The organism is Alphaproteobacteria bacterium, assembly GCA_005883305.1.
Classification (GTDB): Bacteria; Pseudomonadota; Alphaproteobacteria; order Sphingomonadales; family Sphingomonadaceae; genus Allosphingosinicella.
Window position 1 is genome coordinate 1,441,640 of the sequence record VBAC01000001.1, and the last position, 15,881, is coordinate 1,457,520.

16 protein-coding genes and 2 riboswitches are annotated in these 15,881 nt (G+C 67.6%); of the genes, 11 read left to right on the plus strand and 5 right to left on the minus strand.

Features of this window, described 5'->3' with window-relative positions; genetic code table 11:
* Positions 1-83 precede the first annotated feature (83 nt).
* Both gcvH and gcvT read right to left on the minus strand, forming a co-directional pair.
* Complete coding sequence (gene gcvH / locus E6G92_07255) at positions 84-455, minus strand: glycine cleavage system protein GcvH (GenBank protein ID TMJ19566.1); 372 nt, start codon at positions 453-455, stop codon at positions 84-86.
* Positions 452-1,564 carry a glycine cleavage system aminomethyltransferase GcvT gene (gene gcvT / locus E6G92_07260; protein TMJ19567.1) on the minus strand — a complete coding sequence of 371 codons (1,113 nt, stop codon included), beginning with the start codon at positions 1,562-1,564 and terminating at the stop codon, positions 452-454. Before gcvT ends, gcvH begins: the two co-directional genes overlap by 4 nt.
* Positions 1,565-1,623: 59 nt before the next feature.
* Positions 1,624-1,733, minus strand: a riboswitch (glycine riboswitch).
* A gap of 3 nt (positions 1,734-1,736) precedes the next feature.
* Positions 1,737-1,840, minus strand: a riboswitch (glycine riboswitch).
* A gap of 838 nt (positions 1,841-2,678) precedes the next feature.
* On the opposite strand from gcvT, the gene E6G92_07265 reads away from it, so the two are divergent.
* Positions 2,679-3,806 carry a hypothetical protein gene (locus E6G92_07265; GenBank protein TMJ19568.1) on the plus strand — a complete coding sequence of 376 codons (1,128 nt, stop codon included), beginning with the start codon at positions 2,679-2,681 and terminating at the stop codon, positions 3,804-3,806.
* A gap of 332 nt (positions 3,807-4,138) precedes the next feature.
* Here the strand turns inward: E6G92_07265 and E6G92_07270 are convergent, their stop codons facing one another.
* Complete coding sequence (locus E6G92_07270; protein ID TMJ20746.1) at positions 4,139-4,747, minus strand: hypothetical protein; 609 nt, start codon at positions 4,745-4,747, stop codon at positions 4,139-4,141.
* Between the two features lie 133 nt (positions 4,748-4,880).
* Here E6G92_07270 and ispH point away from each other — a divergent pair, with 133 nt between their 5' ends.
* Together ispH and rnhA are read left to right on the plus strand one after the other, a co-directional pair.
* Positions 4,881-5,825: a 4-hydroxy-3-methylbut-2-enyl diphosphate reductase gene (gene ispH / locus E6G92_07275; protein TMJ19569.1), complete on the plus strand. Its 945-nt coding sequence runs from the start codon at positions 4,881-4,883 to the stop codon at positions 5,823-5,825.
* A 133-nt stretch (positions 5,826-5,958) separates the two neighbouring features.
* Entirely contained in the window at positions 5,959-6,408 is a 450-nt protein-coding gene (gene rnhA / locus E6G92_07280) for a ribonuclease HI (protein TMJ19570.1), read from the plus strand.
* Here the strand turns inward: rnhA and E6G92_07285 are convergent.
* Positions 6,384-7,436, minus strand: a complete 1,053-nt coding sequence (locus E6G92_07285) for an FAD-binding oxidoreductase (protein TMJ19571.1) — start codon at positions 7,434-7,436, stop codon at positions 6,384-6,386. The genes rnhA and E6G92_07285 overlap by 25 nt on opposite strands.
* Positions 7,433-8,365 (minus strand): alpha/beta hydrolase, encoded by a 933-nt coding sequence (locus E6G92_07290; GenBank protein TMJ19572.1) that lies wholly within the window; start codon positions 8,363-8,365, stop codon positions 7,433-7,435. The genes E6G92_07285 and E6G92_07290 overlap by 4 nt, the downstream gene beginning before the upstream one ends.
* Before the next feature lie 66 nt (positions 8,366-8,431).
* Here E6G92_07290 and E6G92_07295 point away from each other — a divergent pair, with 66 nt between their 5' ends.
* The 8 genes from E6G92_07295 (at position 8,432) to E6G92_07330 (ending at position 15,868) form a co-directional block, all read left to right on the plus strand.
* Positions 8,432-8,884 carry a peptidase gene (locus tag E6G92_07295; protein TMJ19573.1) on the plus strand — a complete coding sequence of 151 codons (453 nt, stop codon included), beginning with the start codon at positions 8,432-8,434 and terminating at the stop codon, positions 8,882-8,884.
* A gap of 52 nt (positions 8,885-8,936) precedes the next feature.
* The gene (gene cpaB, locus E6G92_07300; GenBank protein ID TMJ19574.1) at positions 8,937-9,956 is read left to right on the plus strand and encodes a Flp pilus assembly protein CpaB; all 1,020 of its coding nucleotides are present in this window, start codon (positions 8,937-8,939) and stop codon (positions 9,954-9,956) included.
* Positions 9,957-9,973: 17 nt separating this feature from the next.
* The gene (locus tag E6G92_07305) at positions 9,974-11,551 is read left to right on the plus strand and encodes a secretion system protein (protein ID TMJ20747.1); all 1,578 of its coding nucleotides are present in this window, start codon (positions 9,974-9,976) and stop codon (positions 11,549-11,551) included.
* Between the two features lie 29 nt (positions 11,552-11,580).
* Positions 11,581-12,243 (plus strand): pilus assembly protein CpaD, encoded by a 663-nt coding sequence (locus tag E6G92_07310; protein TMJ19575.1) that lies wholly within the window; start codon positions 11,581-11,583, stop codon positions 12,241-12,243.
* Positions 12,244-12,247: 4 nt separating this feature from the next.
* Complete coding sequence (locus E6G92_07315; protein TMJ19576.1) at positions 12,248-13,534, plus strand: pilus assembly protein CpaE; 1,287 nt, start codon at positions 12,248-12,250, stop codon at positions 13,532-13,534.
* A 27-nt stretch (positions 13,535-13,561) separates the two neighbouring features.
* A complete protein-coding gene (locus tag E6G92_07320) occupies positions 13,562-14,536 on the plus strand; it encodes a type II secretion system F family protein (GenBank protein ID TMJ19577.1) in 975 nt (324 codons plus the stop codon).
* Between the two features lie 40 nt (positions 14,537-14,576).
* Positions 14,577-15,542 (plus strand): type II secretion system F family protein, encoded by a 966-nt coding sequence (locus E6G92_07325; protein TMJ20748.1) that lies wholly within the window; start codon positions 14,577-14,579, stop codon positions 15,540-15,542.
* A gap of 77 nt (positions 15,543-15,619) precedes the next feature.
* Entirely contained in the window at positions 15,620-15,868 is a 249-nt protein-coding gene (locus tag E6G92_07330) for a hypothetical protein (GenBank protein TMJ19578.1), read from the plus strand.
* Positions 15,869-15,881: the final 13 nt, after the last annotated feature.

A 15,881-nucleotide genomic window follows, 5' to 3' on the forward strand; every position in this document is an offset into this window, starting at 1 on the left:
CGAGCACTCCTTACGCGTTACCTGAAGGCAACCCGCGGCCCGCGATCCGGCTCCCGCCGTCCTGATCTGTGTAAGCCGGATTTTCAAAGCTCCTCGCAATAGGCCTTGTACTGCTCGGCGCTCATCAGCTCGCCGAGCTCGTGATTGTCGGCGAGCGTCAGCCTGAAGAACCAGCCTTCGCCTTCCGGATCGGTGTTGACCAGGCTCGGCTCGTCGACCACGGCCTGGTTGCCGGCGCTGACCGTGCCCGAGACCGGCGCGTAGACGTCGCTCGCCGCCTTGACCGATTCGACCACCGCCGCCTCGCCGCCCTTGGCCACCGTCCGGCCCGCTTCGGGCACCTCGACGAACACGACGTCGCCCAATTGCCCCTGGGCGAAATCGGTGATGCCGACGGTCGCCTCGTCGCCCTCGACCCGGACCCACTCATGCTCCCTGGTGTAGTAAACGCTCATGCGGCGGCTCCCTTGCGCTTGTAGCGATGCGGAACGAACGGCATCCCCGTGACGGTTCCGTTGAAGATCTTGCCCCGCGCGGCGAGGCGGATGCTCGTCCCCGGCTCGGCCGAGGCGGTCGGTACATAGGCCATGGCGATCGGTGCCCCGAGGCTCGGCGAGAAGCCGCCCGAGGTCACCTTGCCGACCTCGTTGCCTTCCTCGTCGACCACCAAAGCCCCCTCGCGCACCGGCTGGCGCCCCTCGATCAGGAGCCCGACGCGCTTGCGGATCGGGCCTGCGCTCAGTTCCTTGGCGATCCGAGGCCAGCCCGGAAAGCCGCCCTCCTCGCGCCGCCGCTTCGAAAGCGCGAAGACCAGGTCGGCCTCGACCGGCGTGGTCGAAATGTCGAGATCGTGGCCGTAGAGCGGAAGCCCCGCCTCGAGCCGCAGCGAATCGCGCGCGCCGAGGCCGATCGGCCTGACCTCCTCCTGCGCCAGGATCAGGTCCGCGACCTGCTCGGCGGAGACGGCGGGCACGGAAATCTCATACCCGTCCTCGCCGGTATAGCCCGAGCGGCTGATCCAGGCGCTGACCCCGCCGATCCGAAAGCCCCCCGCGGTCATGAAGGTCAGCTCCTCCACCCCCGGCGCGAGCCGCGCGAGCGCGTCGACCGCCTTCGGCCCTTGGAGCGCCAACAGCGCCTGCTCCTTCATATGATCGAGCACGGCGCCGCGCGGCAGCCGCGATTCCACCCATTCGATGTCGCCATGCTTGGTCGCGCCGTTGACGACGAGGTAGAAATGCTCGCCGCGCCTTGTGACCATCAGATCGTCGATGATCCCGCCCTCGTCGTTCAGCAGCAGCGAATATTTGGGCCTGCTATCCCTAAGGATGGCGAAATCGGCCGGAAGCAGCGCCTCGAGCCCCTTCTCCGCCTCGGGCCCGGCAATGATGATCTGGCCCATATGGCTGACGTCGAACAGGCCGGCGCTGGAGCGGGTCCACAGGTGCTCGGCCATGATTCCTTCATATTGGACGGGCATGGCATAGCCGGCGAAGGGCACCATCCGGCCGCCGCGCGCGCGGTGCCAGGAGTCGAGGGGAAGCGCTTGTTCGGTTTCGCTCATGCCGGCTCCAGCTAGTATCGCGGCCCGACCGCATCGCGATCGGAACCGTCATATACCCCCTCTGTCGCCGGGACCTGAGAGCTTTCCCCGCCGAAGCCCCGTGAGGCGAAGGAGGGTTGCACCGTCGGTGGCCCACCGTCGCCGAGGCTAAAGCGGGCGCTTTCCAGAGCGTCCTGTCCGCGCGGTCCTTTTGCCTGAGAGATTCCGGGGCGGTTGCTCCTTCGGCGCCCGCCAAAGCCCGTAAAGGCGAAGGCGGGCCTCTCCCGCGCGTCCATTCGGACCGGGCGGCCATGACGCAGGGGGGAGCGGGTGTCAATTGGCTGGGACGAAACGAACCAACCGTTTGAATGGCGCGTGGCTTCGAGCGGCTTGGCTAAGCCTAGCTAGGAAAGCGATCAGCAAATCCTTGCCCTACCGCTATAGCGTGCGCACAGTTCCCATTTCTGAGATACGGCCCGACGGCCGTAAAATACTCGCACGCCAGATCAATCCAATCCTCGGCGGAGTCGGACTGAGGTGACGGGACGGGAATTCCGTTCATCTGAACCTGCAGCATAAACGCATCAATTTCTCGGCAGACCCTCATCGTATCGAAGTATATTGAACTGAACTGACGAAATCTTTGGTCATGATGGGCCACATCAACAAACTTGTTCATGCGATGACCCAGCGTTTTCAATGGATCAGATCTTGGCCGCGAGGCACGGATTGTCATTCGAACGGTAACTAAGACCAAGATGAGGGCACCGGCGGGAATGAGAAACCAAGCCGAGGTAACGACAGCCAGAAGACCTCCCCAAAGCGAACTCAACCCCGACCGGGTTGCGGGGACATAGCTAGCGCCGTTGCTCCGCATAGTGGCGTAGTCAGTTGTCAGCATTGCGCCACCGACCACACCGAGTAGCGCCAATAACAGCGCCCCACCCGCCTTCAATATTGCTTTCATCGGGCGCATCCTAGGCAGTGCGCGCGGGGTCCGCAAAGCGAAAGAAGCGAGCCACCTCGGGCTTGATACCGCGAGGTTTTTCAACGACCGTCGCCCTTTCAGCCACTCAACCATGTCGGTTAAAAGAAGCTCTTTCCGGCAACCTCAATTCATGCTTTACCTTCGTCTATGGAACAAGCCACGAACCGATTCGCCCCCGGGGCGCTGGCCGATGAGTCCGCCCCGCCCCGCAAGCCCCAAGCCTCAGCGCCCGCCTTCGATCCGCCGCCGCTCCTCTCCGACGCGCTCGGCGAGACCTTGGCTGAAACCTTCCCGGAGGGCGCGCGCAAGCCGCGCCACGACGGCTGGACGCCCGAGGCCGTAGGTGTCTTCCTCCGTAGCCTCGCCGCCACCGGCGTGGTCGAGCATGCGGCGCGCGCCGCGGGCCTCTCCGCCGCCTCCGCCTACGCCTTCCGCAACCGCCGCCAGGGGCGCGCCTTCGCCAGGATGTGGGATGCGATGCTGATCCACCGCGCCCGCGCGCGGGTCGCCTCGGAATTGCAGGGCCGCTCGATCGCGGGCTGCGTCTCGATCCGCAAGCGGGACGGCGAGGTGGTCGGCGAGTATCATTATTACGATAACCGCCTGGCCATGGCGATGCTCACCCGGCTCGACCGGCTCGCCGAGCGCGAGGCGGCGAGCGACGCCCAGCTGCGCGCCCTCTCCGAAGATCTCGACGACTATATCGATTGCCTGGCGGAGGGCGGCGACGCCGATGCCTTCGTAGAAGCGCGCGCGCCCGCCGAAGCCGAGCCGGAGCCGGCGCCCCTGCCCGTGCCGGACGACGATCCCGAGCTGACGGCCTTCGCCCGCCTCACCGGCTGCTCCGATTATTCGGACGTGCCCGGCAACGAGATCGAGGTCACCGACCTCGATCCGTCGCGCCGGTCCGAATGGAGCCCGGACCAATGGATACGCGCCTTCCGCAGCGGCTTCTTCGCCTGGCTCGAAAACTATCGCTTCAGCGACGGCCATGGCGCGCCCGGCCCGGGCGCGCCGCTGGCCTTCGTTACGTTGCGCGCCGCGGCGGCGGCCGCCCTCAGGGGCGATTCCCCGGATCCAGCCAATCCGATGGAGATGAAGCGCCTCGGCCTGGCGGAAGACATAGAGATCGACGATCTCGATCTCGAGCTGGTCGGAGGATGGAGCGATGAGCAGCTCGCCCGCGGTTGGTGCAGCGGCTTCCTGCTCGAGGTGCCGCCCGAGCTGTGGGAGGAAGCCGCCGCCCTCATCGACGACGACGGGGACGAGCTATGACCGCCTCTTGGCAAGTCTCAACTTCCTCAACTTATTTCCCGCCATGCTCTGCGAAAAGGTACCGCGCGGCATGCCGGCCTCGGCATCTTCGCGCCTTTGCGTCTTCGCGTGAGGAAATTCTGCAGGACTCACGCAAAGGCGCGAAGAGGCAAAGGCTCAGAGGCCCTTCGCGACTGCCGTGGCCATATGGACGGAATTTCGGACTGCCGCGTCGCTCCACTTGTCGTCATGCCGGACTTGGTCCGGCATCCACCTTTCCTTCCCCTGCGAGGACGAAAGAAGCTGGACCCCGGATCAAGTCCGGGGTGACGGCAGTACTGGCGCGGGGAAACTTAGCGCGTCGCGTTGTAGCGCAGCTGGTCCTGGTCGAGCTCGAAGCCGATCAGCACCTCGAAGCGCGCCCGCTCGACCGCCGCCCGCACCGCGGGATCGGCCATCGGATCGACCGCGGCGTTGGGATCGCCGGCGCGGCGGGGGCGGGTGATCTGGTCGCGGATGTCCTCGGGCAGGGTCGCCGCCGAGCGAAGGACGTGGGTGGTTGCGCTTGCGCTGGTGCTGGTGCGCAGCTGGCCGTCGTCGAAGTGGATTCCGACGCGGCTGACGCGCTTGGCGACGATGTTGGTTCCGCCCTGAATGACGGTCGCGAAATAGGGCAGGGTCGCATCGCGCGCGCCGGCGGCGTCGCGGCGCCGGGCCTGGACGTCGAAGCTGATCTCGGTGACGATGAACTCGCCGCTGTCGTTGCAGGTGCCGCGCACGTTGGTGATCTGGGCGACCAGGTCGATCGCATCGGCGTCGCGGCTGTTCGCCGGATTGAAGAAGGTGATGTCGCCGGTCGGCGCGGCGATCGCCACCGGGGGGCAGGCGGTGTAGTTGGCGAGGATGCCCGTCGCCATGATGTCGCCTTCCTTCGCGCATCCGAAGAGGCCGAGAGACAGCAGGGCAGCGGCGGCTGCTTTGGACATGGAAAGGCGCAAAACGAGATCCCCAATGATGCTGGTGACGCCTTCCTAGCGCCGCCAGCCTTTCGTGCAAGCTGGCATTCGGATAGAGCCCCACCCATCTGAACGTCAAATGAGCAAGCCGCCACTCACCCTTCTGATCGCCGCCCCGCGCGGCTTCTGCGCCGGAGTCGACCGCGCCATCCGCATCGTCGAGCTGGCGCTCGAGCGTTACGGAGCGCCGGTCTATGTCCGCCACGAGATCGTCCACAACAAGTTCGTGGTCGACAGCCTCAAGGCCAAGGGCGCGGTCTTCGTTCCGGAGCTCGATCAGGTGCCGGACGGCGTGCCCGTGGTCTTCTCCGCCCATGGCGTTCCCAAGGCGGTGCCCGCCAAGGCGGCCGAGCGCGGGCTCAACTATCTCGACGCGACCTGCCCGCTCGTCTCCAAGGTCCACCGCCAGGCCGAACGGTTGATCGAACGCGGACGGCACATATTGTTCGTCGGCCATGCCGGCCATCCCGAGGTGATCGGCACGTTCGGCCAGGTGCCGGAGGGACGGATGACCTTGATCGAGACCGCCGCCGACGCGGAAACGCTCCAGCCCGCCGATCCCGAGAGCCTGGCTTTCCTCACCCAGACCACGCTTTCGGTCGACGACACGGCGGAGATCGTCGCCATCCTTCGCCGCCGCTTCCCCTCGATCGCCATGCCGCGCAGCGAGGACATTTGCTACGCGACCTCGAACCGCCAGGCGGCGGTCAAGGCGATCGCCGCGCGCTGCGACGCCCTGCTTGTGATCGGCTCGCCGAACAGCTCCAATTCGCTTCGCCTCGTCGAGGTCGCCGAGCGCGAAGGGGCGCGCGCGCGCCTCGTGGGGCGGGGCGCGGACCTGGACTTCGCCTGGCTCGAAGGGGTGCGCACGCTCGGCATCACCGCCGGCGCCTCGGCGCCCGAGCTGCTGGTGCGCGAAGTGGTCGACGCGCTGGCCGAGCGGTTCGAGGTGACCGAGGAGCCGGTCGAGGGAGTCGAGGAGCGGATGGTCTTCAAGCTGCCCGCGGGCCTGGAGGCGGCGTGACCGCTCTCTCCTCCGAGTCACCCCGGCGAAGGCCGGGGCCCACGACCACGGCTCAGCTCCAGCCGGGGGCCACGGTGTTCATGGGTTCCGGCTTTCGCCGGAATGACTCCCCGATCGCTTGCCGGAACAGCGCGTGACCGAGGTCGAAATCTTCACCGACGGCGCCTGCAAGGGCAATCCCGGGCCGGGCGGCTGGGGAGTCGTCATCCGCTCGGGCGAGCGCGAGAAGGAGCTGTCGGGCGGGGAGCCGCTGACGACCAACAACCGCATGGAGCTGCTCGCCGCGATCCGCGGCCTCGCCTCGCTGAAGCGCCCGTGCCGCGTGCGGCTCTACACCGACAGCAACTACGTCCGCGACGGAATCACCAGGTGGATCCACGGCTGGCTCCGCAACGGCTGGCGCACCGCCGACAGGAAGCCGGTCAAGAATGCCGAGCTCTGGCAGGAGCTGCTCGAGGCGCAGCAGCCCCACCGGGTCGAATGGCATTGGGTGAAGGGCCATAGCGGCCACCCCGAAAACGACCGCGCCGACGCCCTCGCCTGCGCGGCGGCTTTGGCTCAGCCGAAGCGGAGCGCGGAATAGGGGGCGGGGTCGATCTCCGGCGTCCGCCCGAGCAGCAAGGCGGCCGCAAGCCTGGCGGCGGCGGGCGCGGTCTGGATGCCGAAGCCGCCCTGCCCCGCGCACCAGAAAAAGCCGGGCTCGGCGAAGCCGTAGACCGGCAGCCGGTCCGGCGCGAAGCTCCTGAGGCCCGCCCATTTGCGCTCGACCGCCTGCACCCGCCAGTCGACCGCATCCTCAAACCGGTCGATCGCCAGCGCGACGTCGATCTCCTCGGGCGCGCAGTCGCACGGCTCGCACGGAGTCTCGTCGTGCGGGCTAAGCCACAGCCGCCCGCCCGGCTCGGGCTTGAAGTAGAACCGCTCCGAAGCGTCGATCACCAGCGGCAGGCGCTCCGGCGCGGGCGGATCGGTGCGCAGCTGGGCGATCGTCCTTCGGCAAGGCTGGATTCCGATCCGCTCCGCGCCGGCACGCTCCGCGACCTCGTCGGCCCACGCCCCCGCCGCGTTGACCAGCACGTCGGCCTCGAACGACCGCCCGCCCGCCTCGATTCTCCAGCGCCCAGCGCCGCGAGTCGCCGCGGTCATCGGCGCGCCGGTGATCAGCGCCGCACCGCCTTGCCTGGCAGCCTTAAGGCAGGCCGCGTGAAGGCCGGCGACATCGATGTCCGCGCAGCTCGGCTCGGCCAAGCCGTGATCCCAGCCCGGCCTCAGCCCTGGAATCGCCCCCTCGAGCGCGGGGCGGTCCATCGCGTCGAACAGATCGGGGAAGTCCGCCGACAGCTTCTCCAGCGCGCCCCTGCCCTGCGCGTCCGCGATGTGCACCGCGCCTCTCGGCCGAAGCCAAGGCGCGAGCAGCGGGCCCGACGCCGTGGTGAGCGGCCGGATCATCGGCCCGCCATAGCTCTCGGACCAGAAAGCCGCCGAGCGCCCGGTCGAGTGATAGCCCGGCTGCGCCTCGGCCTCGAGGATCGTCACCGACGCCGACCCGGCAATCTCGGCCGCGAGGCTCGCCCCGGCGATGCCCGCGCCTATGACGACCACGTCGCTCACGCAGCGCGCTCGTCCAAGAAGGCGTCGATCCGCGCCAGCGCGTCGTTTCGCACCGCATCCGCCTCGCGCAGGATCTCGTGCGCCGCCTTCGGAAACTCCTCCAGCCGAGCATCGGGAAGCAGCGCCGCGGCGCGGCTGATCTCGCCGTTGCTGACCAGACGGTCTTTCCCGGCGGCCAAGATCAATATCGGCAGGCGCACCGCGGCCAGCCGCTCGGCGGTGAAGGCGGAGGCGGCCGAGCGGAAGGCGGCGCGCATCCAGCCCCAGGTCGGGGCGCCGAGCTCCCACTCCGGCTCCTGGCGCCACCACCACAATTCGTCCTCGTATCGCTCGCGCGACCCGGTCAGGATTCGCTGCCGCTGGCCGCCCGGGACCTGAAGCGCCGGCGGCGCCTTCCACATCGGGATGTTGCGAAAGCCGCAAAGGGCCATCGTCTCGGCCACGTCGGGCGCCAGCCAGCCGGGTAGCGGCGCGCTGTTGACCCCGATCATCGGGGCGACGAGCACCGCCGCGTCGAGCGCCGGCTGCGCCTCCACCAGAGTCCGTAGCAGCAGGTGCCCGCCCATCGAATGGCCAATCGCGACGTGCGGACCCGCCGTGCCGCCGCGCCAGTCGGCGATCAGCGCCGCGCAGTCGTCGATGAGGGCGTCGAACGAGTCGAACCGATATCCGTCCCCCTGCGATCCGCCCTGGCCGCGCCAATCGAAGGCGGTGACGTTCCACCCGCGATCGTGCCAATGCGCGAAGGCTTCCAGATATTTCTCGATGAAATCGCCCCGCCCGCCGGCGAAGATCAGGCTGCCACGCGCCTTCCGGCGGCCCGGCTGCGGCCAGTCCATCTTGCGAATCGCCCAGCCGTCGGGCGCCGTCCAGGTTCCGAAACGAGCGCCTTGCGGGCGCGCGCGCCGGTGGTTCGGGGGATTTTCCATGCGCCCCGGTTACGGTTTCGAAAGGTCGGGCGTCTAGTGCCTGCAAATATGGCTAACGCGCTCTCCATGACCCTGCTCGGCCTGCTGGCGGCGATGCTGCTGGCGGCGTGCTGGTGGGACGTCAAATCGCGCACCATTCCCAACGAGCTCAATCTCGCCATCGCCTTGCTGGCGATCCCCTTCTGGTGGTCGATCGGTCTGCCGCTCTGGCCGGACGCCGCGATCCAGGTCGGCATCGCCGCGATCGTCTTCGGCCTGTTCTCCATCGCCTTCGCGATCGGAGCGATGGGCGGGGGCGACGTGAAGCTGATCGGCGCGCTCGCTTTGTGGCTGCCGTTCCAGGCGCTGGTGCTGCTTCTGGTGGTGATGTCGCTGGCCGGCGGCGTGCTCACCGCCGCGATGTATATCCGCCACCGCCTGAAGTCCGGCGAGGGTCAACTCGAAGTTCCGTACGGTCTGGCGATCGCATTCGGCGGTTTGTGGCTGATTAGCGAACGCTTTCTTAACCAGTTTGGCTGATGACTAGGGCCTGATTTTTCACTCAGGTCCCGCAGGGGAGGCGACACGCGCCATGGACGTTAAGAAGATCGTGCTGCTCGTAGGCGCACTCATCATTGCAGGCGTCACCGCCTTCATGGCCAAGAGCATGTTCACCGGCGCAGCCGCGCCGCAGGCGCAGGCCAGCCAGCAGGTTCCGGCCGGACCGGAAGTGCTCGTCGCGACCCGCACCTTGTCGGTCGGCACGATCATCGACCCCGAGGCGTTTCGCTACCAGCCCTGGCCCCAGGGCCTGGTCCAGCCCGCTTATTTCACGCGCGGCGAGGGCGTCGATCCGCAAAGCCTGGTCGGCACGGTCGTGCGCAATGAGATCACCGCGGGCCAGCCGCTGACCCAGGGGGCGATCGTTCGTCCGGGCGAGCGCGGCTTCCTCGCCGCGGCGCTCGGCCCCGGCATGCGCGCCGTGACGGTCGGTGTTTCCGCCACCAGCGGAGTCGCCGGCTTCGTCTTCCCGGGCGACCGGGTCGATCTCGTGCTTGCGCAGGAAGTCGAAGGCGGCGGGGACGGCCCGCCCCTGCGAGTCTCCGAGACGATCGTTCGCAACATCCGCGTCCTCGCGGTCGACCAGCGCCTCAACGCCCGCGACGAGCAGGGCAACCAGGTTCCGCAGACCGTCGCCACGGTGACGTTCGAGGCGACCCCCAAGATCGCCGAGAAGATCGCGGTCGCGCAGACCATCGGCCAGCTTTCGCTGTCGCTGCGCAGCCTTGCCGACAACAATGCCGAGCTGGAGCGCGCGATCGCGTCCGGCGAGGTGACCGTGCCTGAAAATGGGGATCCCCGGGCCGAGCGGCAGATGCTGCTCGCCGTCTCCAGCCGGCCGGTCGACGACAATACGACCTATACCGTCGGGGCCGATGTCTCGCGCTTCCAGCGCAGCACCGTTCCCGGCCGGGCGCGAGACAATAACAGCAACGGGTCCGCGTCCAACTCCTCGCCCAACTCGGCCGGAATTCCGGCAGCCGGTCTCGGACCGGTGGTTCGGGTCGCGCGGGGAAATACTGTGACCGTCGTTCCGGTGGGAGCCAGGTAATGAAGAGCAAGATCAGCATGAAGCGTGCCGCGCTCGGCACCGCGCTTGCGGCCGCCCTGGCCGCGGGGATCGCGGCGACCGCGCCGAGCCAGGCCGTCGCCCAGTCCGGCGCTGTCGCCCCCGGAAGCGACATCACTCTCTCGGTCGGCACCGGCCGGCTGGTGCGGGTGGGCGGCGCGATGTCCGATCTGTTCGTCGCGAACAACGAGATCGCCGACGTCGAGGTCCGCTCGCCGACGCAATTCTACGTCTTCGGAAAGACCGCGGGCAACACCACGGTCTACGCCACCGACCGTTCGGGCCGGGTCGTCTTCTCGGCCAGCGTCCGGGTCGGCCAGAACCTCGCTTCGGTCGGCCAGATGCTTCACTCGGCAATGCCTGAGGCGGACATCGTCGCCACGCCGATGAACGGCATGGTTCTCCTCACCGGGACAGTCGCCCAGCCGAACGACGCGGCGGAGGCCGAGCGCCTCGCCCAGGCCTTCGTCGGCGAGGGCACGCAGGTGGTCAGCCGGCTTCGGACGGCGACTCCCCAGCAGGTGATGCTCCAGGTCAAGATCGCCGAGGTGAACCGCTCGCTTCTGCGCGAGATCGGCACCAACCTCCTGTCGCGCGACAGCTCGGGCGGCTTCCTTTTCGGCATCGGTCGCGGCAATCCGGGAAGCTTCAATATCGCCCAGGGCCCGGCCAATCCGGCGACCGGCGTGATCCCGGAGACGCTGACCGGCGCGACGTTCAATTTCCCGGCGGGCGCGACCACGCTCGGCGCCGCCGGCCACCTGCTCGGGCTCGACATCCTGAGCACGATGAATCTTGCCGAAACCACCGGCCTGGTGACCACCCTGGCCGAGCCTTCGATCGTCGCCCTTTCGGGCGAAACGTCGAGCTTCCTGGCCGGCGGCGAGTTCCCGATCCCGATCTCGCAGTCGCTGGGCAGCGTCACCATCGAGTATAAGCAATATGGCGTCGGCCTCGCCTTCTCGCCGATCGTGCTCGAGGACGGCCGAATCCAGATGCGCGTCCGCCCCGAGGTTTCGGAGCTGTCCAACGAAGGCACGATCCGCCTCAACGGTTTCAACGTGCCGGCGCTGACGGTGCGCCGCGCCGAAACGACCGTCGAGCTTGGCTCAGGCCAGAGCTTCATGATCGCCGGCCTTCTGCGCAACCACAACACCAACACGATCGACCGCGCGCCTTTCCTCGGCAACATCCCGATACTCGGCGCGCTGTTCCGCTCAACCCGCTACCAACGGGCGGAGACGGAGCTGGTGATCGTCGTCACGCCTTATCTGGTGCGCCCGGTCTCGAACCCCGCCCAGATCGCCCTTCCGACCGACGGCCACCGCAATCCCGACGAGGCCCAGCGCCTGCTGATCGGTGCGGAGAATGACTCCCGCACCGGCGAGCAGCGTCCGGGCCCGACCGCGGGGCCGGGCCGCACCGTCGCCCCCGGAATCGGCCCCACCGGCGACGCCTCGCCGGCCCTGCCCGCGCCCGGCCGGAGCCCGGTTCGGGACCTCAGCGCCTCCGCCGCGCTTCCTCCGCAGCAGCCGCAGCCGGCCCGCTCGTCCGCCCAGCCCGGGTTCAACTTCTGATGGCCGCCGTCGCTCGAAAGGATAAGACCATGTCCCGCTTGATCAGCATCGCCGCGGTCTCCGTTTTCGGACTCGTCGTCGGCGGCTGCTCGACGCAGCCCGACCAGCTCGAGGTGCGCCGCAACTACAGCCTCTACTCGCTTCACCAGCCGGTGGTCGAGCGGACCAGCTTCGTGTTCGACGTCGCCGCCCAGGGCGACGGCGTTTCCGACGCCGAGCAGGGCCGGCTTGCCGCCTGGTTCGATTCGATCGGCCTTCGCTACGGCGACACGGTGGCGATCGACGGGGGCGACTACAATTCGGCCGGCGCCAAGCGTGACGTGGCGCGGGTCGCCTCGGCGCACGGCCTTCTCATCGCCGACGCCGGAGCGCCGGTGACCGAAGGCGCGGTTCCGCCCGGCTTCGTCCGGGTCGTCGCCAGCCGCTCGACCGCAAGCGTCGACGGTTGCCCGAGTTGGGGCGATCCCGGCATCGAGTCGCCGGTTCGCACCGGCACCAATTACGGCTGCGCGGTCAACACCAACCTTTCCGCGATGATCGCCAATCCCGAGGATCTGATCCACGGCCGCGAGCCTTCCGGCAACGGCGCCGCGCAGACCGCCGGGCGGGCCGCCCGTTCGTACCGCGAAAGCACGCCCACCGGCCGCCAGGGCCTCCCGGCCGCCCAAACCACTCCGCAGGGAGGCAGGTAAGACCATGAACGCGCCTTTTCACGCATCGCGCGCGGCTTCGCTCCGCGACCCGTTCAGCGCCTTCGTCACCGACGAGGAAACCGCCGAGCTGCTGCGGCCGATCGCCGTCGAGCACGGCTGGTCTCCGGAGAAGGTCAACAAGGGCGGCCTGCGCAACGCGGTCCAGACACTCTCGGTCTCGGCCAGCCCGTCGATCCTGTTCGTCGATCTTTCGGAGAGCGGCGACCCGCTCAACGACATCAACGCCCTCGCCGAGGTGTGCGAGCCGGGAACGGTGGTCATCGCCGCCGGCCAGGTCAACGACGTCCGCCTCTACCGCGATCTCGTCGCCTCGGGCATTCAGGATTACCTGCTGAAGCCCTTCTCGCCCGATCAGCTGCGCGACGCCTTCGCCAATGCGCAGATGACCATCTCGGGGCCGCGCATCGCCGAAAGCGGCATGGAAAAGCCCAACGTGATGGCCGCGGTGATCGGAGTCCGCGGCGGCGTCGGCGCCTCGACCATCGCCACCTCGCTCGCCTGGCTGATGGGCGACAAGGGCGGCCGCTCGACGGCCTTGCTCGATCTCGACGTCCATTTCGGCACCGGCGCGCTTGCGCTCGATCTCGAGCCCGGCCGCGGGCTGACCGACGCGATCGAAAATCCGAGCCGGATTGACGGACTGTTCATCGAACGCGCGATGGTCCGCGCCAACGAGAAGCTTTGCGTGCTCTCAGCCGAGGCGCCGATCAACCAGTCGATGATGTCCGACGGTTCCGCCTTCTACCAGCTGCAGGAAGAGATCCGTCACGCCTTCGAAGGCACGGTGATCGATCTGCCGCGGCAGATGATGGTCCACTATCCCCACCTTTTGGGCGACGTGCACGTCGTCGTCGTCGTCGCGGAGTTCACGCTCTCCGGAACGCGCGATTCGATCCGAATCCTTTCCTGGCTCAAGGCCAATGCGCCGCAGGCCCGGATCATCGTCGTCGCCAATCGTTGCCAGAACGGCATCCAGGAAGTGAGCCGCAAGGATTTCGAGCACTCGATCGAGCGCAAGGTCGACATCGTCGTGCCGTTCGATCCGAAGATGGCGGCCCAGGCCGCCAAGCTCGGCCAGCCGCTCGCCAAGGTCGCCAAGTCCGGCAAGGTGTCGCAGCCGCTCGCCCAGCTTCTCGCGCTCACCGTTGCCCAGGAGGCCGATGGGGCGGAGGAAGGCGGGGCGCCGAGCGGCGGCTCGCTTCTGGGCAAGCTCGGCAACTTCAAGTCGCTGGTCTCGAAAAAGCCCAGGGAAGCTTCCGCGGCGGCTTAGGCCGGCCGGCGAGAAGAGGGAGGCGAAATGCCGAGTTTCACGGTCATCATGCTGCTCGGCGGGGTCGTTGCCTCGGCGATGCTCGCGCTCTCGGCCTTTTCCGGGCCCTCGGCCGGCAAGCTGGTGTCGCGCCGCCTCGAGGATCTGCGCGAACGGCACAGCCGTTCGACCGACGTCGCTGCCCAGGCGCAGCTCAAGCGCATTTACGCCCAGCGGCAGAATCGCGGCGACGGCTTCGCCAAGCGCTTCATCCCCAAGCCCGCCTTGCTTCAGCTGCGGCTGAGCCAGACCGGGCACAATTGGACGCTCGCGCATTATGTGCTCGCCTCAGCGGGCCTGGGCCTCGCCACCTTCGGCGGCCTGGCCTTCAAGGGCCTGCCGCTGATGCTGGCCGTCCCGCTCGGCCTGTTCGCGGGCGTCGCCATTCCCCATTTCGTGATCGGCAAGCTGGTCCAGCGCCGGGTCAACAAGTTCACGGCGCGCTTCCCTGACGCGATCGAACTGATGGTCCGCGGCCTGCGCTCGGGCCTGCCCATTTCCGAGACCGTCGGAATCGTGGCGGACGAGCTTCAGGCGCCGGTCGGTACCGAATTCCGCACCGTCGCCGACAAGATGCGGATCGGGCGGACGATGGACGTCGCGTTGCAGGAAACCGCGAACCGCCTCGGCACCGCCGAGTTCCAGTTCTTCGTCATCAGCCTCGCGATCCAGCGCGAAACCGGCGGCAATCTTGCCGAAACGCTGTCGAACCTGGCGGACGTTCTGCGCAAGCGCTCGGCGATGAAGCTGAAGATCCGGGCGATGTCGTCCGAATCCAAGGCCTCGGCCTACATCATCGGCGCTCTGCCGTTCATCGTCTTCGGGCTGATCTGGTTCATCAACGGCAAGTATATGCAGAATTTCTTCGTCGACGAGCGGCTGATGATGGTCGGCGGCGGCGGCATGGTGTGGATGGCGATCGGCGCCTTCATCATGGCCAAGATGATCAACTTCGAAATCTAGAGGGACGGGACTGATTATGGTGACGCACGGCCCGACGGTCATGGGGATCGATGTGGTGATGGTGGCGAGCTTCCTCGCCGCCATCGCCACCTTCTCCGTGCTCGTCGCCATCTATGCCGCCACCACGGTTCGCGACCCGATGGCCAAGCGGGTCAAGGCACTGAACGAGCGCCGCGAGCAACTCAAGGCCGGCATCGTCGCGTCCACCACCAAGCGGCGCAAGACGATCACCAACCGCAACGAGATGGCCGACAAGGTCCGCAACCTGCTGTCCTCGCTGAAGATGCTCCAGGAAAGCCAGGTGGTGAAGGCGCAGGCCAAGCTGATGCAGGCCGGCGTGCGCTCGAAGGACCTCGCCTTCGTCGTCATCTTCGCCCGGATGGTGCTTCCGATCGTGTTCGGCATCGGAATCATCACGCTCGTCTACGTCATCGATTATTTTCCGCTGTGGGGGGCGTTCAAGAAATACGGGCTCGTCGCGGGCACGCTGATCCTCGCCTACAAGGCGCCGGATTTGTGGCTGAAGAACAAGGTCCAGAAGCGGACCCACGCGATCCGCAAGGGCCTGCCGGACGCGCTCGATCTGCTCGTCATCTGCGCCGAGGCCGGCCTCACCGTCGACGCCTCCTTCGGCCGGGTCGCGCGCGAGCTCGGCAAGGCTTATCCGGAGCTCGGCGACGAGTTCGCCTTGACCTCGATCGAGCTCGGCTTCCTCACCGATCGCCGGCTCGCTTTCGAAAACCTCGCCAAGCGTATCGACCTCGATTCGGTGCGCGGCGTGGTGACGACGATGATCCAGACCGAGAAATACGGAACGCCGCTGGCCTCCGCCCTGCGCGTCCTCTCGGCCGAATTCCGCAACGAGCGCATGATGCGCGCCGAAGAGAAGGCCGCGCGGCTGCCGGCGATCATGACCGTGCCGCTGATCCTGTTCATCCTGCCGGTCCTGTTCATCGTCATTCTCGGCCCGGCGGCCTGCTCGATCCACGACGCGCTCCTTACCTAAGAAGCTCCTTCTAAGTTCGGCTCCGGAACAATCGCGCCTCCCGCGCGATTGTTCCGGTAACGACTTGGGAGATCCGCATGCTCGCTTTCACGCCGGACCAGTGGCTGATCCTGCTCCTTGCCTTCATTCTGGGGCTGATCCTCGGCATGGCTTTCCTCGCCAGCCCGAAATGGAAAGGCCGCTATCGCGACGAGGTTCGCCGCCGGCAGGCGCTCGAGGCCGAGAATGCGCAGCTCCGCCGCGACGCTTCGGAGATGGACACGCTCCGCCAGGCCGCCGCCCGCGACGAGGCGCGCCGCCGCGACGACGGCCCCGGACCGCTCTAAAATAGGGGGCTGT

Coding starts and splice junctions, on each gene's coding strand:
- gcvH (TMJ19566.1), bottom strand. CDS start 455: ATGAGCGTTTACTACACCAGGGAGCATGAGTGGGTCCGGGTCGAGGGC.
- gcvT (TMJ19567.1), bottom strand. CDS start 1,564: ATGAGCGAAACCGAACAAGCGCTTCCCCTCGACTCCTGGCACCGCGCG.
- E6G92_07265 (TMJ19568.1), top strand. CDS start 2,679: ATGGAACAAGCCACGAACCGATTCGCCCCCGGGGCGCTGGCCGATGAG.
- ispH (TMJ19569.1), top strand. CDS start 4,881: ATGAGCAAGCCGCCACTCACCCTTCTGATCGCCGCCCCGCGCGGCTTC.
- E6G92_07290 (TMJ19572.1), bottom strand. CDS start 8,365: ATGGAAAATCCCCCGAACCACCGGCGCGCGCGCCCGCAAGGCGCTCGT.
- E6G92_07295 (TMJ19573.1), top strand. CDS start 8,432: ATGACCCTGCTCGGCCTGCTGGCGGCGATGCTGCTGGCGGCGTGCTGG.
- cpaB (TMJ19574.1), top strand. CDS start 8,937: ATGGACGTTAAGAAGATCGTGCTGCTCGTAGGCGCACTCATCATTGCA.
- E6G92_07305 (TMJ20747.1), top strand. CDS start 9,974: ATGAAGCGTGCCGCGCTCGGCACCGCGCTTGCGGCCGCCCTGGCCGCG.
- E6G92_07310 (TMJ19575.1), top strand. CDS start 11,581: ATGTCCCGCTTGATCAGCATCGCCGCGGTCTCCGTTTTCGGACTCGTC.
- E6G92_07315 (TMJ19576.1), top strand. CDS start 12,248: ATGAACGCGCCTTTTCACGCATCGCGCGCGGCTTCGCTCCGCGACCCG.
- E6G92_07320 (TMJ19577.1), top strand. CDS start 13,562: ATGCCGAGTTTCACGGTCATCATGCTGCTCGGCGGGGTCGTTGCCTCG.
- E6G92_07325 (TMJ20748.1), top strand. CDS start 14,577: ATGGGGATCGATGTGGTGATGGTGGCGAGCTTCCTCGCCGCCATCGCC.
- E6G92_07330 (TMJ19578.1), top strand. CDS start 15,620: ATGCTCGCTTTCACGCCGGACCAGTGGCTGATCCTGCTCCTTGCCTTC.